The sequence below is a fragment of the Oceanobacillus sp. Castelsardo genome (assembly GCF_001659985.1).
Lineage (GTDB): Bacteria > Bacillota > Bacilli > Bacillales > Amphibacillaceae > Oceanobacillus.
Genome location: NZ_LYCS01000001.1, coordinates 818,606 through 842,114, shown reverse-complemented (window position 1 = coordinate 842,114; position 23,509 = coordinate 818,606). Strand labels below are relative to the sequence as shown.

Annotated in this window: 20 protein-coding genes, 2 rRNA genes and 1 riboswitch; of the genes, 16 read left to right on the top strand and 6 right to left on the bottom strand. The window is 34.4% G+C overall.

From position 1 onward, the window contains the following. The 14 genes from A9178_RS04225 to A9178_RS04160 form a co-directional block, all read left to right on the top strand. Positions 1–188, top strand: a 23S ribosomal RNA gene (locus A9178_RS04225); the annotation flags it as partial. A 66-nt stretch (positions 189–254) separates the two neighbouring features. Next, a 5S ribosomal RNA gene (gene rrf, locus A9178_RS04220) occupies positions 255–369 on the top strand. Between the two features lie 328 nt (positions 370–697). After that, positions 698–1,345: a hypothetical protein gene (locus A9178_RS04215; RefSeq protein ID WP_068672648.1), complete on the top strand. Its 648-nt coding sequence runs from the start codon at positions 698–700 to the stop codon at positions 1,343–1,345. Between the two features lie 55 nt (positions 1,346–1,400). Continuing rightward, on the top strand, positions 1,401–1,913 hold the full coding sequence (locus A9178_RS04210; protein WP_068672647.1) for a redoxin domain-containing protein: 513 nt from the start codon (positions 1,401–1,403) through the stop codon (positions 1,911–1,913). Between the two features lie 265 nt (positions 1,914–2,178). Further along, positions 2,179–4,149: a heavy metal translocating P-type ATPase gene (locus A9178_RS04205; RefSeq protein ID WP_082918082.1), complete on the top strand. Its 1,971-nt coding sequence runs from the start codon at positions 2,179–2,181 to the stop codon at positions 4,147–4,149. A 238-nt stretch (positions 4,150–4,387) separates the two neighbouring features. Further along, on the top strand, positions 4,388–4,678 hold the full coding sequence (locus A9178_RS04200) for a HesB/YadR/YfhF family protein (RefSeq protein WP_068672646.1): 291 nt from the start codon (positions 4,388–4,390) through the stop codon (positions 4,676–4,678). 153 nt (positions 4,679–4,831) lie between these two features. Further along, entirely contained in the window at positions 4,832–5,623 is a 792-nt protein-coding gene (locus A9178_RS04195; protein ID WP_068672645.1) for an SDR family NAD(P)-dependent oxidoreductase, read from the top strand. Between the two features lie 242 nt (positions 5,624–5,865). Further along, positions 5,866–6,043: riboswitch (Lysine riboswitch) on the top strand. Between the two features lie 115 nt (positions 6,044–6,158). Then, positions 6,159–7,052: a 4-hydroxy-tetrahydrodipicolinate synthase gene (gene dapA, locus A9178_RS04190; RefSeq protein WP_068672644.1), complete on the top strand. Its 894-nt coding sequence runs from the start codon at positions 6,159–6,161 to the stop codon at positions 7,050–7,052. Between the two features lie 25 nt (positions 7,053–7,077). After that, entirely contained in the window at positions 7,078–7,845 is a 768-nt protein-coding gene (locus tag A9178_RS04185) for a helix-turn-helix domain-containing protein (protein ID WP_231889786.1), read from the top strand. Between the two features lie 19 nt (positions 7,846–7,864). Continuing rightward, positions 7,865–9,025 (top strand): rod shape-determining protein RodA, encoded by a 1,161-nt coding sequence (rodA, locus tag A9178_RS04180; protein WP_068672643.1) that lies wholly within the window; start codon positions 7,865–7,867, stop codon positions 9,023–9,025. 23 nt (positions 9,026–9,048) lie between these two features. Then, positions 9,049–10,200 (top strand): putative lipid II flippase FtsW, encoded by a 1,152-nt coding sequence (gene ftsW / locus A9178_RS04175; RefSeq protein WP_369801945.1) that lies wholly within the window; start codon positions 9,049–9,051, stop codon positions 10,198–10,200. Between the two features lie 43 nt (positions 10,201–10,243). Then, positions 10,244–10,399 (top strand): small acid-soluble spore protein O, encoded by a 156-nt coding sequence (gene sspO, locus A9178_RS04170; RefSeq protein ID WP_068672641.1) that lies wholly within the window; start codon positions 10,244–10,246, stop codon positions 10,397–10,399. 69 nt (positions 10,400–10,468) lie between these two features. Next, positions 10,469–11,428 (top strand): MBL fold metallo-hydrolase, encoded by a 960-nt coding sequence (locus tag A9178_RS04165; RefSeq protein WP_068672640.1) that lies wholly within the window; start codon positions 10,469–10,471, stop codon positions 11,426–11,428. A 106-nt stretch (positions 11,429–11,534) separates the two neighbouring features. Continuing rightward, positions 11,535–12,014 carry a DinB family protein gene (locus A9178_RS04160; RefSeq protein WP_068672639.1) on the top strand — a complete coding sequence of 160 codons (480 nt, stop codon included), beginning with the start codon at positions 11,535–11,537 and terminating at the stop codon, positions 12,012–12,014. Positions 12,015–12,113: 99 nt separating this feature from the next. On the opposite strand, the gene A9178_RS04155 is transcribed toward A9178_RS04160, so the two are convergent. From A9178_RS04155 to A9178_RS04130, 6 genes are all read right to left on the bottom strand, one after another. Further along, a complete protein-coding gene (locus A9178_RS04155) occupies positions 12,114–12,893 on the bottom strand; it encodes an energy-coupling factor transporter transmembrane component T family protein (RefSeq protein WP_068672638.1) in 780 nt (259 codons plus the stop codon). After that, positions 12,890–14,470 (bottom strand): ABC transporter ATP-binding protein, encoded by a 1,581-nt coding sequence (locus tag A9178_RS04150; protein ID WP_068672637.1) that lies wholly within the window; start codon positions 14,468–14,470, stop codon positions 12,890–12,892. Before A9178_RS04150 ends, A9178_RS04155 begins: the two co-directional genes overlap by 4 nt. After that, complete coding sequence (locus A9178_RS04145; RefSeq protein ID WP_068672636.1) at positions 14,451–15,056, bottom strand: ECF transporter S component; 606 nt, start codon at positions 15,054–15,056, stop codon at positions 14,451–14,453. The genes A9178_RS04150 and A9178_RS04145 overlap by 20 nt, the downstream gene beginning before the upstream one ends. Before the next feature lie 13 nt (positions 15,057–15,069). Further along, positions 15,070–15,660: a YkoF family thiamine/hydroxymethylpyrimidine-binding protein gene (locus tag A9178_RS04140; protein WP_068672635.1), complete on the bottom strand. Its 591-nt coding sequence runs from the start codon at positions 15,658–15,660 to the stop codon at positions 15,070–15,072. Between the two features lie 435 nt (positions 15,661–16,095). Continuing rightward, entirely contained in the window at positions 16,096–18,408 is a 2,313-nt protein-coding gene (gene helD, locus A9178_RS04135) for an RNA polymerase recycling motor HelD (RefSeq protein WP_068672634.1), read from the bottom strand. A gap of 93 nt (positions 18,409–18,501) precedes the next feature. After that, entirely contained in the window at positions 18,502–18,894 is a 393-nt protein-coding gene (locus A9178_RS04130; RefSeq protein ID WP_068672633.1) for an SLAP domain-containing protein, read from the bottom strand. Between the two features lie 200 nt (positions 18,895–19,094). Between A9178_RS04130 and A9178_RS04125 the strand changes: the two genes are divergently transcribed. Next, entirely contained in the window at positions 19,095–20,285 is a 1,191-nt protein-coding gene (locus A9178_RS04125) for an exonuclease SbcCD subunit D (RefSeq protein WP_068672632.1), read from the top strand. 17 nt (positions 20,286–20,302) lie between these two features. After that, complete coding sequence (locus A9178_RS04120; protein ID WP_068672631.1) at positions 20,303–23,398, top strand: AAA family ATPase; 3,096 nt, start codon at positions 20,303–20,305, stop codon at positions 23,396–23,398. Positions 23,399–23,509: the final 111 nt, after the last annotated feature.

The window sequence follows — 23,509 nt, the reverse complement described above, 5'->3', positions numbered from 1 at the left end:
AGCTGGGTAGCTACGTGTGGAAAGGATAAGTGCTGAAAGCATCTAAGCATGAAGCCCCCCTCAAGATGAGACTTCCCATCATTTTAAATGAGTAAGATCCCTCAGAGACGATGAGGTTAATAGGTTTGAGGTGGAAGCGTGGCGACACGTGGAGCTGACAAATACTAATCGATCGAGGACTTAACTAACTTCTTTTGATGTCAAGATTACTCTTATTTAGTTTTCAGGATACAAATCCTAATTGAATATTTTTGTCTGGTAGTGATGGCGGAGAGGTCACACCTGTTCCCATACCGAACACAGAAGTTAAGCTTTCCAGCGCCGATGGTAGTTGGGGATCTCCCCTGCGAGAGTAGGACACCGCCAGGCAATTTCAAAAAGTCAGGATACAATTAAATTTGTATCCTGACTTTTTTTAGAGAAGGGATTAATGCCGAAGTACATAAGAGTAAGCTCTTCAAGTAAATCGTATCGGTAATGAAGTAGTAGATAGAAAAAATAGTGGTTAACAAACAAGGAGCATAGAAAATCAAAGACTATATGCAAGAAAATAATATATTAATAATAGAAATAGATTTGAATTAATAGAGAAATGCCTATAAGCCCAATGCTAGGAGGGTATACTTATAAATGCAATTTAATTAAATATTACTATATGCTTATGTTATATTAGAATAAAATACAAGTAGAAAAGTTGGTGGATTTTATAGTAATAACCTCGGCTGTAGTAACAGTTGTTCACTATTTAATAAGCTTATTTGTAGGAATCATTATATATTATTTGATTAATGATAAGTCAAGAGAGAGCAATAAAAATCAAGTTAATGAAATCATTTCAGAAATAGTTAATTTTGTCATTTTCCTATGGGTTGGAAAGGTGTTATTCAACTATTCAAGATTATTAGAGGATCCATTAATCGTTTTCATCATCCCAAGTGATTCAACATCATTTTATTTTGCTTTTCTTTGTATGGGAGGTTTATTTTTTTATAAATTTAAGCAAAGACGGTTTGATGTTGGCAAATTTCTCCAAGCCTTTTTTCCCATATTTATATTTAGCTCTTTTTGCTATGAATTTATTCAATTAGTTTGGGAAAATAATCGTTTTTCTTTTGGATATAGTTTAGTGTTAGGAATCCTGATAATTGTCCTACTTTTGACATATGGGCGAGTAAATAACTTTCATTTTATTACTATAATGTTAGTAGGATGGTCTATAGGATTAATTATTCTAGCATTCTTACAAAATCATATTGTAATCTTTGGTTATTCCATTCAAATCTGGTTTCCTGGATTCATTCTTGCCATTGTTCTTTTATCTATATTAAAAAGGAAATTCGTTTAATGCTTGAATAGTTTCCATTCACTTCACTTATAAGTACAGATTCAGGAGGATATTAATGAAAAAAATTATTATAGCAGTTATTATTGTAGGTATGCTCGGCTGGGCTATTTATGACTTTGTTATAAATAATGAAGTATCTAAAGAAGTAGGTACAGCTGCTGGAGATATTGCACCGGATTTCGAATTAATTACGTTAGACGGGGAAACAGTAAAATTATCTGATTATCGTGGAAGTAAGGTATTTGTTAATTTTTGGGCTACGTGGTGTCCACCATGTCGTGCAGAAATGCCTGACATGCAGGAGTTTTATGACACAGAAGATATTCAAGTTTTGGCAGTTAATTTAACATCAACTGAAAAGAGTGTTGATGATGTACAGAAGTTTGTTGATGAGTTTGGTTTGACATTTCCAATTTTAAAGGATGATAAGGGAGAAATTGAACAAATGTATAAAATAAATGCCTATCCAACCTCTTATCTTATTGATTCCAATGGAGTGATAAGAAAAATAGCTCTAGGGGCAATGAATTACGAAATGATGGTTCATGAATTTGAGAAAATTAAATAAAAATACTTAGTTTGTAAAGTAGCAGAGTAATTCGAGTTGAATTGCCCTGCTATTTTTTTATATTTCGTATGATTTCAAGGGAAGACCCCGTTATTTTGAATAGGGAATGTTGTATTCGATTATGAAAATCATTCTCATTAGTATTTAATTAAATGAGAATTTATTTGTGGTTTTTAAAAGAATTTTATTTAAAACTATTGACTTATTAATGTTAGGTGGTAAAATTTAGCTACACATTAATTATAATTATTATAATTAAATAATAATGATTATTATTATCAATAGAGGAGGTTTTCAGTTGGTTACAGATTCAAATGTCTTGAATAAAAAGGGATCAAGTTCTTTACCTTTGCAGACTAAAACGTCATTTATTCAAAAAATAGGTGAACATATTGAATTATTTGCTGCGTTACTCAGTGGATTAATTATTCTCTTAACATGGTCATTTGAAAGTTATCTAAGCGAACCGATGTGGGTTTCTCTGCATATTATTGCTTTTATCATTGGCGGTTACGCGAAATCAAAGGAAGGTATCACGGAAACTGTAAAGGCAAAAAGATTAAATGTTGAAATGTTAATGATCTTTGCAGCAATTGGCTCAGTATCCATCGGTTATTGGACTGAAGGGGCAATTCTAATCTTTATTTTTGCGCTATCAGGTGCTCTCGAAACATATTCCTTGAATAAAAGTAATAAAGCTATTACATCTTTAATGGAATTACAACCGGAAGAGGCAGTGCTTTTAAAAAATGGTCAGGAGTCTATTGTTTCTGTGTCATCATTACATGTGAACGATATTATATTAGTTCGTGCGGGAGAGAGAATTCCAGCAGACGGTAAAATTGTCAAAGGATCAAGTAGTATAGACGAAAGTGCTATTACTGGGGAATCAATGCCAGTAAATAAGAATCTAAACCAAGATGTTTATGCAAGTACAGTAGCGTTAGATGGAACATTACAAGTTGAAATTACTACAGAGCCATTGGAAACACTATTCCAGAAGATAATAAAAATGGTTCAACATGCGCAGGAAGAAAAATCACCTTCCCAATTATTTATTGAACGATTTGAGGGTACTTACGTAAATATTGTATTAATTTCAGTTGCGATTATGATGTTTTTACCATATTTCGTCTTTGGTTGGTCTTTATCTGATAGTATTTATCGGGCATTGGTTCTTTTAGTTGTAGCCTCTCCTTGTGCTCTTGTTGCTTCTATTACACCTGCTACCCTTTCGGCAATCTCCAATGCAGCAAGAATAGGAGTATTATTTAAAGGTGGGGTTCATCTTGAGAATTTAAGTCACATTAAGGCAATCGCCCTTGATAAAACAGGAACTTTAACAAACGGAAAACCAGAAGTAACAGATGCTTATTTTTCATCGGATTATGATGAAGATTATGTTATAACGGTGGTCGGTGCCATTGAGAATGAATCCACTCATCCTTTAGCTCAAGCAATCACTACCTATAGCAAAAAACAAAGTACCTTTAATCCAGATATCAATGTTATAGATATGAAAACCAGAAGTGGTTATGGTGTTACAGCTATAGTTGATGAGAAGAAATGGGAAATTGGAAAGCCAGATTATGTTGGAAAACGAGAAGCTGATAAATTTTTAGATGGTAAAGTTTTTTCACTAGCTGCAGAAGGAAAAACAATTGTTTTTGCAAAAGTTGAGGATACCATCGTTGGTTTATTTGCTATGAAAGATACTATTAGGGAAACTACAATTAATGCAATTCACGAATTGAAACAAAAAGGAATACAACCGGTTATGTTAACTGGAGATAATCAAATGACTGCAAAAATAATTGCTGAAGAGGTTGGAATCAATAAATATATTGCTGACTGTTTGCCACAAGAAAAAGTAAGTCAAGTGAAAACATTACGTAAACAATATGAAAATATTGCTATGGTTGGAGATGGAATTAATGACGCACCTGCTTTAGCAAGTGCAAATGTTGGTATTGCGATGGGAGAGGGGACAGATGTAGCATTAGAGACTGCTGATGTTGTGTTAATAAAGAACGATTTATCAAGATTAAATCATTCTATTACTCTATCGAAACGAATGAATCGAATCGTTAAACAAAATATTGTTTTTTCCTTAGGTGTCATTGTAATATTAATACTAACAAACTATATGCAATTATTAGATCTTCCTTTAGGAGTTATAGGTCATGAAGGAAGTACGATATTAGTTATATTAAATGGATTACGATTATTAAAATAATTTAAAAGGGCGCATATTATAAGCGTCCTTTTTGCTTTTAGATAAAAGATGGTTTATCGTAAGGTCATGTAAGAAAGGTTGGATTCCTATTTTCATTTTATCTAAAAATTACTTAAAGATAAGTGATATTAATCAATTCTTTTTTATTCAATCTTTGTTATGATTATAATAAATCGTATAGATTCAATAAGAAAATCAAAGATTATAAAGGACATTATAAATGAACGGAGTGGCTTTAATGACATTGCAAGTATCAGAAGACGCAGCAAAATGGTTTATCGATGAAATGGGATTGGAAAAAGGAGAATTAGTACAATTTTATTTAAAAATATATGGTGGTATTCCTACTGTTCATTCTAATTTCTTTTTAGGATTATCCGTCGGGGAAAATGGAAAAGTAGCTATAAAGACAGAAGTTGAAGGTATTACTTTCTATTTTAATGAAAAAGACGCTTGGTTTTTAGATGAATATAATATGAAAGTGGAATTAGGAAAGGAAGAGCCTGAATATCATTTTGAAGAAAAATAAAAACGGATTTTTTTGATTTGATAAGGGGAGAACCGTGTACGGATCTGTAGTGGATGGTGTATGCGGTTTTTTCTTTTTAAATATTTCCTGGGCATTGAATATGATTTTTCTGATATGATTATTTTGGAAGAATTGTAAGACTTGAGGTGGGGTATGAATAGATTAATAGATAAAAAAATAGTGATTACAGGAGCATCGTCAGGTATTGGAGAAAAAATAGCTATAAAGACAGCTGAAAAGGGAGCTCATCCTGTGCTATTAGCAAGATCTGAGATGAAATTAAAAGCAATCGCGGAGAAAATAAAAACAGAAACCTCGGTGCAACCTTTCTATTTTAAACTTGACGTAAGTGATAGGAAGGAAGTGGAAAGGGTTTTTGTTGAAATATATAGGACTATTGGGAACATTGATGTGTTAATAAATAATGCAGGATTTGGAGTTTTTGATGCTTTTCATGTGGCAAATTTAGACGATATGGAAAAGATGTTTCAGGTTAATGTCATTGGATTAATGAACTGCACAAAACAGGTAATTCCTAATATGATAGACCGCAACACGGGGCATATCGTTAATATAGCATCCCAGGCTGGTAAACTAGCAACACCAAAAACAAGTGGATATGCAGCTACTAAGCATGCCGTTCTCGGTTTTACCAATTCGCTAAGGCTTGAACTCACAAAAACAAATATTCATGTATCTGCTGTAAACCCCGGGCCAATCGAAACAAATTTTTTTGAAAGTGCGGATCAATCTGGAACTTATGTCAATAACGTGAAAAAATATATGTTGCAATCGGACGTAGTTGCTGAAAAAATTGTACATTTAATGGAGCGACCAAAACGAGAGTTAAATATTCCATATTGGATGAATCTAGGAAGTAATCTTTACAATATGTTTCCACGTTTAGCTGACAAGTTAGCAGGCCCTTTTTTAAATAAAAAATAAACTAAATAATGCTTGTTTTATATGTGGTTATTTGATACATTGGAGTTAATAATTAAATAAACACTTATTTTATATGTATTATAGTGTGTGTTCAAAAAGGAGGATAAAAAAGGACCGAGAAGTTCGAGGCGGCGCAGCTTTGAGGAACGGAACGTATGCAATTAATACGTGAGTACCGGAGAAGCAAGTCAACGAAGAATTTCGAAGTGTCCTTTTTACCGGACTTTTTGAACATCCTATTAAAGTAAGGTAGAGGTGCAAAGACCATTAGTACTTATGTGGAGGAGAGTGAGATCCGACGAACCATAAGGAAAGGGGAATTTGCCGAAGCAGAGGGATTCTCATCATCCCAAAGTTGGGTCTGTATTGAAAAAGTACAGAACTGTCATATAGGGGACTATATGGGGGGCTATCTAGCTAAGAACTTTGACAAAATGTTCTAGCAACAACGAGCTCTCTAAGAATTCGTTGTTGCTTTTTAAATGAGTCCTCCACACTCGTACGTTTGACAAATAATAAAGAGGGTGTGAAGTTTATGAATTTTGGTAATGTATTAACGGCAATGGTGACACCATTTGATCAAAATGGAGAAGTCGATTATGATGCAACAAAATCTTTAGTAAACCACTTAATTGAAAATGGTTCGGATGGGTTAGTTGTAGCTGGGACTACAGGTGAATCCCCAACATTAACTCATAAGGAAAAACTTGATTTATTCAAATTCGTAATGAAAGTAGTAGAAGGAAGAGTACCTGTTATTGCTGGAACAGGATCAAATAATACACGAGCCTCCATTGAACTAACGATAGAAGCTACTGAACTCGGCGTAGATGGAATTATGCTTGTAGTTCCTTATTATAATAAACCATCTCAAGAAGGTATGTATCAGCATTTTCGTGCTATTGCAGAAAGCACAACACTTCCAATTATGCTTTACAACATTCCGGGTCGTAGTGTAGTAAATATGGAGCCATCAACTGTTATCCGACTTGCTCAAATTGAAAATATTGTCTCTATTAAAGAAGCAAGTGGAGATTTAGATAATGTATCTGAAATTATTACACATACTCCAGACAGTTTTAGCGTTTATACTGGTGATGATAGTATGACTTTACCGACATTATCTATAGGTGGAACAGGCGTGGTGTCTGTTGCATCTCATGTGATTGGTAATGAAATGCAGGAAATGGTAACCCGATTTAAACACGGTGATGTAGCTTATGCAGCTTCTGCACATCGTCATCTTTTACCATTGATGAAAGCACTATTCACATCACCAAACCCAACCCCAGTGAAAGAAGCACTAAATCATATAGGTGTACAAGTTGGTAGTGTGAGATTACCATTAGTACCTTTAAACGATACAGAACGTGCGGCTCTTTATAAAGTAATGGGAAGCTATAGTGAAAGAAAAGCAGTAGGATATTAATTTTAGTAAAGGAAGAACAAGCTTATTGGCTTGTTCTTTTTTTGCGAATAATTTTAAAAGAATTATAACTACGAAAGAAGTGATGTTGACGTTTTGGAACCACTTTGGTAAGGTTATGGAAACAACAACGTTTTGGAAAGGTATGATTAAGGTGCAAGAGTTTAATAATGAAAGGTTTAGACAATTTTTATCGAATACTTTACAAGAAAAAAATTTATCGATAAGAAAATTAAGTAAGCTATGTGGTATAGATCATGCTACTATTTCTAAAATTATGAATGGGAAACGTAAAATTAACTTAAAACATTTGGAGAAACTAGCTATTGGTTTAGATATAGAACTACCCATTTTAATGAAAGAAGCCGGCTATAATATGGAGATGAAGAATGAAAATGCTTCAGATATTCAAGTAGCTTTAGAAAATATCCAACAATTAATAGAATCGTCAAATCTATATCATGGTAATTTTACGTTGGAGAAAATGGAGCAGGAAATAGTGAACTACAAAAATTATAGTCAGACAGAAGAGGGGAAAAATACTATATTCAATCATTTTAATGAAAAGATACAAAAGTCAGGTGCAATTGGCCCATATATTCAAAAAATGAATTGGATGTATCATAGATTCATAGAAGAAAAAGGAACTTCATTTCAAATCGGGTTAATGGGCGGTGCTCTTCTTTATTTTATTGTTACAACGGATTTACTTCCAGACTATCTTTTTCCGATAGGATATTTAGATGATGCACTAGTAGTTCAAACCGTTTCTCAGCAAATGAATATTAAAAGTTAGAGAGGCGAACACGAATATCATGCGGGAAAAAACACAACAATTGGATTATCTACTAATCATTTCTGTGATTGGTTTATGTATTATTAGTTTACTTGCTGTATATAGCGGTTCTGGTCAATATGAAAAATCCGAACCATTTTATTTTGTAATTAGACAATTAATGTGGTATGGTATCGGATTTGCAATCATGATTGCTGTAGCGAAATTTGATTATGAATTACTTGAAAAGTGGGCATTAGCCTTTTACATAATAGGGTTATTTTTATTACTACTTGTTCATTTTTTTGGAATAGAGAGAAACGGTGCTAAAAGATGGGTTTATTTAGGTTTGCTTGAGATTCAGCCGTCTGAATTTATGAAAATATTCCTTGTTTTATATTTAGCAAAAGTTTTGAGTGCAGCTGGTGAAAAACAGTTATCACTAAAACATAATCTCAAACTTATGATTCAATTAGTTGGTTATACGATGATTCCCTTCCTGTTAATATTAGTACAACCCGATTTGGGATCAGCGTTAGTAATAATAGGTGTTGCGGCTTCTTTATTTATTGTATCCAATGTATCAACTAAAATAATTCTTTTATTTTCAGGTGCAGTTGCTAGTATGGTAGGCTTTCTCGTTTATTTATTTCAATATCAACATGAAATATTTACAAAGCTTCTACAACCACATCAATTATCGCGAATTTACGGTTGGATTAATCCAAATCAGTATTCTTCTGGTTACGGTTATCAATTACAACAGGCTTTAATGGGGATTGGTTCTGGACAACTAACCGGCAATGGATTTAACCAAGGAATTCAAGTACAAAATGGTAAAGTGCCTGAGGCGCATACGGATTTTATATTTGCAGTTATCGGAGAAGAATTTGGTTTTGTCGGAACAAGTATACTTATTTTTATTTACTTTTTATTAATCTATCGTATTATTCAGATTTCCTTCCGATCCAATCATTTATTTGGGGTATATATTTGTATTGGAATAACTGGTTTAATCGGAATTCAAGTATTTCAAAATATAGGTATGACAATAGGATTAACACCAATTACTGGCTTGGCCTTACCCTTTGTTAGCTATGGAGGGAGTGCATTATTAACTAACTTTATTGCATTGGGGTTGGTATTAAGTGTACAGTTACGATCAAAAAATTATATGTTTAGTGAGAATATCATTCAGTAGAAAGGAAACCACCAATGAAATCCATGTTAATCCGAAAAATAAAACGATTTGATTATTCATTAGTATTAATAACTATATTATTAGCGGGTTTTGGATTAATGATGGTATACAGTAGTAGTTACGCCGTTGCTTATATCCATTATGATAACCCTACTTATTTTTTTACAAAACAATTGAAATGGCTCATCATTGGACTGTTTTTCTTTATAATGGCCACCATTATACCTTATCGCATCTATAGTAAACTAAGTCCATTATTAGTAATTGTATCAATCGTATTGCTTGTAATGGTGTTAATTCCTGGACTGGGCACGGAGAGAAATTATTCTCAGCGATGGATTCATTTAGGTCCCGTTTTACTTCAGCCTACAGAAGTAATTAAATTATTTATGATTATCTATTTTGCTGCTTTTTATGCGAAAAAACAGGAAACGATTAACCAATTTAAAAATGGGGTTTTACCACCATTAATTATATTAGGGATGATTTTCCTTTTAATTTTAAAACAGCCTGATTTAGGTTCTGCAGGACTTATTTTACTTGCTTGTTTAACGATTGTCATATGTTCAGGGGTAAAGAAGAGACATTTATTCATGCTTGGAAGTGTTGGGGCTCTAGGTATAATTTATTTTTCAATTACATCTTCCTATCGCATGGAGAGAATAACTTCATTTATTGATCCATTTGCAGATCCTTTTGGTGAAGGGTACCAGTTAGTAAATGGTTATATTGCTATTGGTACAGGAGGAGTGATGGGGAATGGTTTAGGTAATAGTATTCAAAAGTTAGGATTTCTACCAGAAGCCCATACTGACTTTATTATGGCAGTAATTATTGAGGAACTAGGTATTTTCGGATTGATTATCATCATTAGTGCGTATATTTTCATTATGTTCCGCGGTGTACAGATTGCAAGGGAGTGTAAAGATAGGTTTGCAAAATTACTTGCAATTGGAATTACCTTTCAAATTATAGCTCAAGCATGCATAAACCTAGGAGCGGTTTCCGGACTTCTGCCAATAACGGGGATAACATTACCTTTAATTAGTTATGGTGGATCTTCTCTAGTTATTACAATGATATCATTGGGAATTTTAATAAATATATCATCCTATAGAGAAAATATTAAATCAGTTCCAGTAAATCGAGAAGCAAGAATGATTAAACAAGTATGATAAAGGCTGTTTTAGCCATAATATCCCTTGGGAGGTGTTTATTATGGCTAATGAAAATAATAAAAATAAACAAAATAGTTTTAGTGATGAACAAAAAGTAAGAAAAAATTTATCTAAGGAATTTGATCATGAATTTGCAAACGAACCATTAACAGCAAATGAAAAATACAATAACAAAAAGACAAAAAAGCGACAATAACATTTATCTAACCCCTTTGACCAAAAGGGGTTTTTATGTTTTTATTACTGAAGGGGAGGGGGATTTTAAATGAAAGAAGTACATAAGATTATTCCAATCATGATAGATGCACCAGCCAATTTAAAAACAGTTAATTTTTATATTGTAAAGTCAGAGCAATCACTAAGTTTGGTTGATGCCGGTTTTAATAATGAACAGTCATTCAATGCATTAGAATTAACATTACGAGAAAATGGCTTTTCTATAGGAGATTTAACTGAAATTATTTTAACTCATAATCACTATGATCATGTCGGGCTCGTAAATCCAATTACTAGCGAGCATCCAATTCCTGTCTATGCACATAAGGATGCAATTCCGCGATTGAAAAGAGATCGTTACTTTTTGGAAATGAGGGTTGACTTTTATGTGAAATTATATGAAGAAATGGGTTGTGGAGACGCAGGGGATAAACAAATTGCCTTTTTGAAGAAATCGATTGAAAGAAATAGCAGTCAGGCACTTGAATCTGAAATCACTCCAATAGGTGACAAACATTTTCATTTTGATATTTTAGAGGTTCCAGGACATGCGCCAGACCAGGTAGCTTTATACAGTCCTGAAAATAAAGAGATGATAGCAGGCGATTTAATTATCGAACATATTTCTAGTAATGCATTGGTAGAGCCTGATTTTAATGGAGAAAAACTTCCAACATTGCTTCAACATAAACAATCCCTAGAAAAAGTTCAAAAGATGGACATCGAACGGATTTATTCAGGACACGGGGATATCATTCAAGATCCTAATTCATTAATAAAGAAAAGAATCGATGGTATTGAGCTTAAAGCTGAGAAAATAAGAAAAGCAATAGAAAACGGAGCAACAACGGGAGACGAAATTGCAAGGAAGTTTTATAAAAAAAGTTATCATAGTCAATTTTCTTTAGTTATGTCAGAAATCATTGGTCATCTTGATTATCTCGAGAAGAGGGAGAGAGTATTTAAGGAAATGAAAAATGGTGTATGGCATTATAGTAAAGCTGAATAATACAGGTTATGAAAATGGATTTCAATCATTGGCTCGTTTGTGACGGCTTTAGTATAATAAAGCTACAGGGAAGTTTTTGAATTTACAAGATGAAGGAGTGGTTAGTATGTATAGAAAAGTAGAAGATTTTTTATTGGATTGGTCACATGCGTCTCATGGTACGATTCAAGTTCTTGAAGCATTAACGGATGATACTTTAGGACAGGCTATTGTAGAAGGTCATAGTACATTAGGTTGGCTAGGGTGGCATTTAGCAACGGCTCCTGCGTACTTCTTAGGATTAGTTGGGTTAAATGTAGAGACAGGTGATCCTCAAGCGGTTCCTCATAAAGCTAGTGAAATTGTGGAAGCGTATAAAAAGGTTGTTGCAGAGGTGGAACGTGAAGTGAAAGAAAATATGACCGATGTGAAATTTGCAGAAGAAGTTGAAATGCACGGGCATCCATCCCCGAGAGGTGCAGTATTACGACTTTTCATTGATCACCAAACACATCACCGTGGACAAATGACTGTGTTAATTCGCCAGGCTGGTTTACCTGTTCCAGGAGTGATGGGGCCAACGAAAGAAGATCGTGCGAAGGCTTAGTATACTTAGGTTAAACTACAAAAGCGAACCTTGTTAGTTGCGGTTCGCTTTTGTTCACGAAGAAGTCCGGCATTGAAAAATCTACAAATAGAAGATTCTTTAAAACTGCTTTCCGAATATATTTAGGTATCCCAAAGAATACGATAGTGCAACTATCAAAAAAAATATACCAACAATAAAGGAAAAAAAGATCCAGTCTTTTTTTTCAATAGTCATCTGATGGTAGTGAGTACGATCCGTATCCCCAGTAAATCCTTTCGATTCCATAGCAATTGCCACCCGTTCAGCTTTGCGAATTCCATTAGCCAATAGTGGAATAGCATATCTACGGAATTGATTTAGTTTTCCTTTCAATCCTTTTGTTCTTCCTACACCACGAATGTGATGCGCCTGTCTTAAAATCTGTAGTTCCTGTTGAAATAAAGGCAAAAATCGATATCCGGCCAGAATTCCATATGTGATTACAGGTGGTACTTTACATTGTTGCATAAGGCTAAGCATAAATTTAGTCGAGTCTGTTGTTAAAGCAAATAATAGTGATAATGCTACAAAGCAAAGAGATCGAAGTGCCAGACTAATCCCTGTGAGCATACTGCCACTAGTTATTTCCAAACTCCACAACGTAACTATAACTTCACCATTCGAAAACGATTGATTCGTATACAAGATGGCCATCCATCCGAAGCTCAAAGCAACAAAAACAAATGGACTGAAGATTTTTAGCCACTTTAGTATGGAAATACCTCCGATAGTAAAGGTTACGATAAGAATAAAAACAAAATAAGAAAGTGGTGTAAATACATCAAAAGTAAAGCTTAGTAAAATGCCTGGTATTAACACCGCTATGGCCTTTATTGATGGATTAATAGACGAGATCATAAATAAACAGCACCTTCTCCACAACCGCTCCGTATTCGATAAGGCAAGCGTAATCTAGCTTTCTTCAGAATCTCCCTTTGTTCCCAAAGCTCTCTAGGTTCACCATTATAGACAATAGTTTGTTCATTTAATACAATGGCACGATTAGTGATATCGACAATGTCCATATCATGGGTAACAAAGACAATGGTTGTTCCTTTTTCTCTTAGTAGACCAACCATATTCATTAATTCCCTCGTTGTCCCGGCATCTTGGCCAAACGTTGGTTCATCAAAAAATAAAATATCTAGTGTTTCATCCATCATGGTTGCAACACTTAAACGGCGTTTTTGTCCACCACTCAAGGAGAAAGGGTTACTAAATCGATGTTTTTCTAGGTGAAACTGCTTCATAAGGTTGGTTGAAATAGATTTTATTTCTTTCTCCGAATATCCATTTAATTTCAAGCCAAATGTTAACTCATCCGACACAGTATCCGTAATAAATTGATGTTCTGGGTTTTGAAAAACGTATCCCATCTTTTTCCTTAATTCCTTGTCATTCCAACGATCTATTGGTTTATCGAAAAAGTTAATATTGCCTTTGTCGGGGAATAATAATCCGGATATTAGTTGGATTAGGGTAGATTTGCCAGCTCCATTTTCTCCAATAATTGCGATAAATTCTCCGCGCTGTATTTCTAAATTAATTTCTCTTAGTACGGTTTGTTTTTTGCGATAAAAACTCATATTTTCTACAGTTAAAATCACTTCTTCTAAGGGGAGGGGAGAATGGACGTAGTTCCGAAACGAATCAGCAGTATTGGAAAATCGCTTTGGTAAAAATACGCCTTCTGATTCGATTAATGATCTTTTTTCTATAAAGATAGAATTCACATTTCCGTTTGCAATTATTTCCCCATTTTTCCCCATTACAAGGACTTTGTCTACGATATCTAACCAATCATCCGCTTGATGCTCAATAATAAGAACAGCTAATTCGTGTTTTTCCTGAACGCTCTTAATTAGCTGAATGAACTCCAGACTAGAAACAGGGTCTAGATTTGCTGTAGGCTCATCTAAAATTAAAATGTTAGGTTCCAGTAAAAGAACGGATGCTAGAGCAATCTTCTGCTTTTGTCCACCCGATAACTCATGGATTTTTCTATTCTGATATCCATCCATTCCGACTAATTTTAATCCCTCCGAAATACGCTTGGGCATCTCAGAAGTAGGGATTTTTATATTTTCTAACGTGAATGCGAGTTCATCTTCTACTGTAATCATACAAAATTGACTTTCAGGATCTTGAAAGACGATACCGATTTTTTGATTTAGTTCTCCCTTTTTAAAATCACGTATGTTTTTTCCATGATAATAGATGTCACCAGAAGAAACACCTTCCACGGCATCAGGGTATAATCCATTTAGACAAAGGGCAAGGCTACTTTTCCCAGAACCACTAGCTCCCATAAGAATAGTAGTCTCGTTTTTATCTAACGAAAATAGTATTCTATTAATTATTGGTTGGTTTAAGGATTCATAGTCAAATGAATAGTTTTCAATATGGAGTAAAGGTCTACGCTGCTCCCGTTTCACGTCGTTTTTGTAGCTCCTTTCCTAATGCATAACCACGAAGTACACCTGTTTTTGCGAGTTGGTCGCTTATCCATTTTCCAAGTACACCTGCAAGGAGTGCACCACTTATTACACGTACAACTAATGTAGCTACAATTAACCAAGGTGTTAGTGCAATGTTACCCGCGTAAAATAGGTGCCATGCAAAGCTAATCAAGGCTGCGGACATACCAGAAAATATTAATACCCGTAACCTGTAGTCTTTCCATTTTGTCATTGCAAAAGCAAGTTCTGCTCCAGCACCTTGGACTGCGGCAGATAAAATAAGTCCCGGTCCTGCTGTGGTTCCGAGTAATACTTCGGTAATCCCTGCAATTACTTCCGCAGTAAAAGCAACACCTGGTTTCCGTAGTATGTACGCTGCAATAATCGAAACAATAAACCATATTCCAAAAATAATTTCATAGCCAAATGGAGCTAAACCAAATGGGACAAGGGCATATTGGATACCTTGGCCCACTAAGAAAAAGGCTAGATAAATAATGCCAAATACGACACCTAATATAGACATGAGAACAATTTCTTTTAATTTCCACTGTTTTGTCATTTTTATTTACTCCTTAAGACTTATTGGTTGGGCTATTTGCAGAAAGACTAAATGTCATCGTAACATGAGAAACGTGATTTTGAACGAGTTCAAAAGATTCATGTAAAGCTTGAAAGAGGTCATGTACCTCTCCATCCAATCTTGTTGCATAGTGAGTAGATGTTACTTTAACGTTACGGTGTTTGGATAAATCGATTTGTTCATAGATTTTATCCATATAATCTTCTCTCCCCAGTGGATAAAGAGCAAATTTACAACCAGCAACTTGAGAGATAGACTTTACCTTTTCCTCATTTAAAGGGGTATCTGTTTCATCCATATACACATCTGCGTCAGAATCCCCTGGACAACCAATGGAAAAAGTTCCATTCATCGCAACATGTTCACCGGTTTTTGCCGCATGAAGGAAAACTGCCTTTGCTACATCAAAAACATGAACCATTTTCCCACGAATACATGTACTAACATCATCCGTCTCCTTCCATACTTTTGAGGTGTCCACTTCATTTAAAGTTGAAAGGATAATATCTGCAAACCGGTCACTCATCGGGTGTAGACTAAACTGACATCCAGCAATTCTACTTGTCCCACAATAATTATTCATATAAAGTCTCCTCCTAAAATGATAAATAAAAAAACTGCATACCTCATGGGAATGCAGTTTACATGTATGTATGTTATTTATGGTTTTTGTAGATTCATACAGTGAACCGCACTTCCCCACGCTAGTATTATCTAGTTCGGGTAATAAGGGTCAGATTTATCCCGCATTAACTGGCTGTAAGGCCCCCACTTCAAGAATTCGTAAGATAACAGGAATTGTAAGTGGGGGACCAACAGCCAGTAAAAGAACGATTCGTTCAACTAACAATCAGTGGGGGTCCCCACTGATTGAAGTTTCACTTTATCTTCTCAGCCACAAAACGTAGCTCCCCTAGTGCCAACTTTCAGATATGCAATTTTTCCTATATTATGAATAAAACATACTTTTTGATTTTTGTAAAGGATTAATATAGAATCAAATAAAAAAGGTGGAAGATTATCCCACCTTAAACGTATCGTTATTCGCTTCTTTAATAAACATACAAGGATCCCCAGGAGATACCATGGTTAAATCATGCATAGCCCTAGTGCATGCTGTATAAAATAACGCTCGCTCTGACTGTTGATTGTATTGATTACTTGATGCATCCGGAATAATTACTGCATCGAATTCGATTCCTTTAGCTAAATAGACAGGTAGTACTAAAATCCCCTTTTCAAAAGTAAAGGTTTCCTCGTTGATTTGGTAGAGATTTATTTCCGTCCGTAGTGATTCATAAATCCGCTTTGTTTCTTCCACCGTTTTACAAATCAATGCGATTGTTTCATGGCCATATCTACGAAGTTTTTCGATTTCCATTAACAATGTCTGGATTAAGTTATTTTCGGCCTGAAGTAGAGTTGGCTTTTTTCCTTCCCGTTCAAATGGTTCAATAATGGAACTTCCAGGAGCAAACTGTTTTGAAAACTCTACAATTTCCTTCGTTGACCGGTAACTTTTCGTTAATATAATCCTTTCGTGGTTACTTTCCACTGCATCCGGAATAAGGGGATTTTCACTTGTCGCATGAGCGTATATTCCCTGATTCACATCACCTAATAATGTCATTCTCGTATAAGGAAAAATATGTCTGATAAATGCAAACTGGAATGCGGAATAATCTTGTGCTTCATCAATAAATAAGTGACGGATGGAGCGGTCTGCGTCGTAGCCAAGAATTTTTCCTTTAAAATATAAATATGGTGTAGCATCTTCCCATGTTAAATACCGCTTATTTAAATGCTTTACCGTAAATGTAGCTATCATATCCCAATCCATTGGCTTTTGATTTGGTTCCCATTTTTCGAAAAGATTTCGGTACGTGGCTAGTACATGGACGAATTTGAATCGTTTAATTTGTTTTCTAATTGGGGCAAATGCTCGTTGAACCACTTCTTTCCGCAAAAAGGTTTCTTCTTGAAGTGGGTCATCTTCATCTCCGTACATATCTTGACTATAAGTGAATGCCTTCTGGTAATCATCTTTGTCTAATAATTGCATTTCTTCCAAAACCCAGTCTTCGGAAACTTCCTTTTGTTGAATATAACGGATTTCCTTTAAGAGCCACTTGGTAACAAGCTCCATTTTATTTGGAATAGAAATATTAGAATCAAGTGTATAAAAATACTGAGTAATTTCTTCTTTTGATATGATAATTTCGTTTTTAAATTTAATGTTTTTAAAAAGAATTCCCTTATGGTTTAAATGAGAAACATACGAATCAACCATCTGTTTAAAATCGATGCTTGATTTGTAATCCATATTTATCACTCGTATATCATATTTATCCTTATGTTTTTCTGTAAGGGTGTACTCGATTTGTTCAAAAGGAGATTCAATTTCTATGTTTTTTTCAATTCTTTTTCTTAAAAATTGTAAGAATGTAGACTGGCCAATATTTGTCTCTCCTAATTCTGGAAGCACATTATTGATATAGCTTGAAAATAAAGGGTTTGGTGAAAGGAGGAGAAGGTCATTTGCATTTAACTCTTCCCGGAAACGATACATTAAATAAGCGACACGCTGTAATGCAGCTGAAGTTTTTCCACTACCAGCAACCCCTTGCACAATTAAAAGATTACTCCGTTCGTTACGAATAATTTTATTTTGTTCCTTTTGAATCGTTGCGACGATGCTTTTCATTTTCGTATTAGCGTTATTACCGAGAGCATGTTGGAGCAGGGAATCTCCTATTGTAAGGCCCGTGTCAAACATCCCTTTCATCTGACCCTGCCTAATAATATATTGCCTTTTTAATGTTATTTCACCATTTATAGTATCTTCCGTTGTTTCATATTGGGCAGGTCCTGGAGCATAGTCATAATACATGCTTGATATAGGTGCACGCCAATCAAAAACAAGAAAATTTTCGTCTTTTTCATCCATAAGAGAAGCTTTACCGATGTAGATTTTTTCTTCTTCATTTGTCTGGTTTTCTTTAAAGTCAATTCTGCCAAAATATGGAGAGTCTTGTAACCAATCTAATGTTTTTCTTTCTTGATCCATATTTCCATGTGACCGTTCACGTTCAGCTAAAAATTCAGCTTGTTGTTTTAAACTAGCTTGCGTTTCTATTATATCGTCTGGTTCGTCTAAATTTACCGTTACGTCGTCCCAAAATTCTTTTCTAAGATCAATAATACTTTCTTTTAGACCAGAAGTTTTCTCCTGTAGTGCTTCTTTTTTCTTTTTTATAACTCGGGTGACATCTTCTAATCTTTTTCTTTCATCTAATTCATCTTGTATTTGATTTTCCTTGTCTTGATTCATTTCAATCAACCCCGTTCAAAAGCGAAATAATATATTCTTATTGTTATTAAAAAACATTCATAATATGAGTTTTCTTTCGCAAATTGATAAAACTCATTCATTATTTATTAATAATGTCCCATTAGATGGAATTTCGTGACGTAAAATTTGTTGTGTAGGAAAAATAAATGTCCATGGCATACTTGTTTCTTTTTCAATAACAAATCTAGGGATGGTAAAGATATGCTCGGCAATGGTTTCTCCATTTGCTTGATAATGTAAATTGTGATTGTAAAAAGTAAAATCTGTATTGGAAGTATTATGAACAAGAACAGTTACTAGTAATTCCCCTTTATGATTGATTGCATGTCTCAAAGTAGTAAATTGTATCTCTTCTTCTCTTGAAAGATTCTCTTTTACCTTTAAAAATTCCTGCTCTATTCTCTCTCTATCTTGATTTGCTATTGTTTTGTCCCAAGCTGCTTCAAATTGTAATGTCTGAGCCATAATGACAACCCCCAATAATTATTTAAACGTATACCCATATCATACAGGATTAAACGAGAATCCCAAAATATACAATTCTAATTTCAATTTTGAAAGTGATATAATAGAGCTAAAAGATTAGTAGTTTCGTTTGAGTAAATATAAAAATTAAAAATGGATGAAATCTATGTCAATTGAGGACAGAAGGGAGCATGATAATAATGAAGTTTTTTCATACAGCAGATTGGCATCTTGGAAAGTTAGTTCAAGGAGTGTATATGACAGATGATCAGCGTTATATATTAAAACAATTCGTTGAAGCGGTAGAAGAGGAAAAGCCCGATGCGGTTATTATTGCAGGTGACTTATATGATCGTGCGGTACCTCCAACGGAAGCCGTTCATTTATTGGATGAGGTTCTCGAAACAATCGTAATCAAGCTTAATATCCCAGTATTAGCCGTAGCGGGTAACCATGATAGTCCAAGTAGACTCAATTTCGGTAGAAGTATCATGAAGGAAAAAGGATTTCATATTATTGGTAATTTTACGGACGACTTTGACCCAGTAGTTTTAAAGGATGAGCATGGTGAGGTACATTTTCATCTTGTCCCATACTGTGATCCAAGTGTTGTTCGAACGATTCTTGAAGATGATGAGATACGAAGCCATGACGATGCTACAAAGAAGATTATCGAGCAGATGAACATACAATTAGACCCCAATGTACGTCATGTATATGTCGGACATGCTTTCGTTACCCCATTTGGAGAAGAACAAGAAAATACGAGTGAATCAGAAAGACCCCTTACGATTGGTGGTGCGGAATATGTAGATGCCCGTCAATTTAAGGACTTTCATTATACAGCTTTAGGTCACTTACATCGGGCGCATTACGTCATGGATGAAACGATTCGATATTCTGGTTCGATTTTAAAATATTCGATATCCGAAGAAAATCACAAAAAAGGTTTTCTAATTGTTGATATGGATGCAGATGGAAACGTAACTCTTGAAAAGCGTCTTTTAACACCAAGAAGGGATATTCGTACGGTAGAAGCAACGATGGAAGAGTTATTAAAACATCCGGTGAATGAAGACTATGTATTCGTACGTTTACTGGACAGTGCTCCAGTACTATCCCCAATGGAGAAAGTTCGCTCAGTCTATCCGAATGCGATGCATGTGGAAAGAAAGAATATTATGACTGGCCTTTTTCAACATGAAGAAAAGGAACATATCAATCGTAGCAGTTTGAGTGACTTTGATCTATTCCAAGCTTTCTATAAAGAAGTAAAAGGACAAGAACCTTCAGAGGACACGGAAATTTTATTTAAAGAAGTATTGGACGAAATGTTAAAAGAGGAAAGTGAAGTTCAAACGATCAAAAAGAGAGAACCAATTAGAAACTAAAGGAAAGGAGTAAAACAGTGAAACCACTAAAATTAACGATGACGGCATTTGGTCCTTATAAATATAGTGAAACTATCGATTTTACAGATTTGGAACAAAACCATTTATTTGTCATATCTGGAAATACTGGAGCTGGAAAAACAACCATTTTTGATGGTATTTGTTTTGCTTTATATGGTAGTGCGAGCGGTTCAGATCGTGAAAACCAGACCATGCTCCGTAGTGATTTTGCGGAAGATAGTACACATACTTCTGTTGAACTTATATTTGAATTACATGGTAGAATCTATCGTATTTTACGTCAATTGGGCCATGTGAAGAAAGGAAATAAAACAAAGACAGGGGAAAAATATGAGTTTTATGAAATAGTGGGGGATAAAGAGATTCCTTGTGTCGACCGGCAAATCATTTCAGAAATTGATAGAAAAGTAGAGACTATTATCGGATTAACGAAAGATCAATTTAAACAAATTGTTATGCTTCCGCAAGGGGAATTTCGTAAATTATTAACTTCAGAAACAGAAAATAAAGAGGAAATATTGCGGAGGATTTTTAAAACAGAATCTTATCAACAAATAGGGGAACGACTTCATCAAAGGAAGCAAAGTGTTAAACAATTGTATAATCAAGCAAAACAAGCGATTGACCATTATATTCAAGGTATCTCATCTAATCTGCCAAATCGAGAGAATTCCTTATTATTTCAAGTAATCTCGGAAGAACATTTCAATATGAATCAAGTTATTTTTGGTTTAAAAGAAGAGAAGGAATTTTATGTTAAGCAAATGGAAAATGATCAAAAAGAGTATGATGATGCATATGCCCTGCATAATAAGAAACAAGCCGAGTATTTTCAAGCAAAAGTAATGAACGAACGGTTTCAAGAGATGGATGAGAAAAAGGCTCGTCTCAAACAATTAGAAGAAAAAATACCTAATGTTGAAATAAAACAACGGGAACTTGAAGTGGCAGAACGAGCAACTACGATAGAAGTATATGAAAAGCAAGTAAATGATTGGCAGATGGATGAGAAACATAAATCTAATCTTCTGAATCAGGCAAAATTAGCTAAAAATAAAGCTACTGAACAATTCGAGAAAGCACGAACGATTTATCGTGAGCAGGAGGATAAAAAGGAAGAGCGGGAACGAGTAACTAAAAAGCTAGATCACCTTAAAGAAATTTTGCCAATGGTGCAAGATATGGAAAAAACGAAGCGGCATATTGTCGAACTTAAGAAGCAAGTTAAGACAGCTTCTACCAATCTTGAGAAAGTTAAAGAAGATGTGGTTCAGAAGCAAAAAAAGAGTGATGATGATTACCAAAAAATAAAAGAGCTAGACGAAAAAACCTCTCATTTACACAGTAAACAAGCAAAATTATCAGAGTTAAAGGTGAAAGGACAAGCTTTATTAGATTACAAAAAATTGCAGAAGAAAATGAAAGAGCTAGAAGCTGATGTTACTAATAAAAAGCAAGCCTATGATCAATTAAAACAGAGCTATCAAGAACAGGAAGAAATTTGGTTAAATAATCAAGCGGTTGTTTTGGCGGAGCATATACATGATGGAGAGGCTTGTCCAGTTTGTGGAAGTAAGGAACATCCACAAAAGGCGGTAAATAGTGGGAAACTTGTAACAAGAGAAGAACTCCAATCTTTGAGAGCAAGCTTGCGTAATACGGAGGAACTTTATCGAAAAGCGGATGGAGTACTAACCGCTAATAAAAACACTTTACAAGATATGGAATCTGAATTACAACTGCAATTTAATATTCAAAAAGAAGAAGCTATTTCTATTTATGATGAAGTAGTGATTGAAGGCAAAAGGATAAAAGAAGAAGTAGATCAACTTATAAAGTTAGCTGAGGAATTAAGAAGCTTAAGGGTGAATCATGAAAAAGAATTAACCTTCATAAGGGAACTTCAAACGAAAAAGGAAAAGCTAGATCATATTTTTTCTCAGTACAATGAGGAATATCAAACAGCATTAGTGCGCTATGAGGAAAGACTAAATCGTGTTCCTGAAGACGTAAGAAATCTAACTGTTTTAGAAAATGAAATTGAAAAAATGGCTAAACATAAACAATACTTGGAAGAGAGTTGGGAATTAGCGCAAAAGCAGTTAGAACAAGCAAAAGAAGAGGATACCAAGTCAGATTCTAATTTACATTATGCGATAAAACAACTTGAAGAAACAAAACTGAAAAAAGAAAAAGCTAAAAAAGAATTTAAAACTAAATTAGAAGAGGCTGCTTTTACTAGTTTAGAAGAATTTAAACATGCGAAAATGTCTCAAGTTGAACAACAGAAATTGAAAGTTGCTATTCAACGTTTTAATGAAGAATTATTAACTGTAAAATCACAGGTTCATGAATTGCAGATTGTTTTAGAAGGTAAAGAAAGACTTGATCTAATCCAATTAGAGGCACAACTTGCACAACTTAAACAGAAATATGAAAATAAGTTAACACGATTAAATCTTTCCAAAGAATATTATCAAGAGACAGATAAATTAATGATTAGTATTTTAGATGGGCATGAGCAAGTAGTTCAGTTTGAAAAAGATTTGTCAATCATTACAGATTTGCATGACATGATACGTGGACAAAATGACAAACGAATCTCATTTGAACGCTATTTGCAAATTGAATATTTGGAAAGAATTATTGAAGCAGCAAACCACCGCTTAAAACGATTATCCAATGGGCAATTTTATTTAATTCGAAGTGACCGCCAAGAATCCCATGGAAAGCAAAGTGGACTTGGACTGGATGTATTTGACACGTACACTGGGCAAACGCGGGATGTAAAGACGTTATCAGGAGGAGAAAAGTTCAATGCTTCCTTATGTTTAGCATTAGGAATGTCAGATGTTATCCAAAGTTTTCAAGGGAATATTTCCATTGAAACCATGTTCATTGATGAAGGATTTGGGTCGTTAGATGAAGAATCTTTATTTAAAGCAATTGATACGTTGATTGAATTACAACAAACCGGTCGCATGATTGGAGTTATTTCTCATGTTCAGGAATTGAAAAACATGTTTCCAGCAGTGTTACAAGTTGAGAAAACAAAAGAAGGTTATAGTAAAACCAAATTTGTTTTGAAATAAAAAATAATAATGATACTTTGAATAAGAATATGTTATACTATAAGAAGAATGAAAAGAGAGGACTGATGGGTGGACAATGAAAAACTAATCTTATTTTTAAACGTTTGAAAT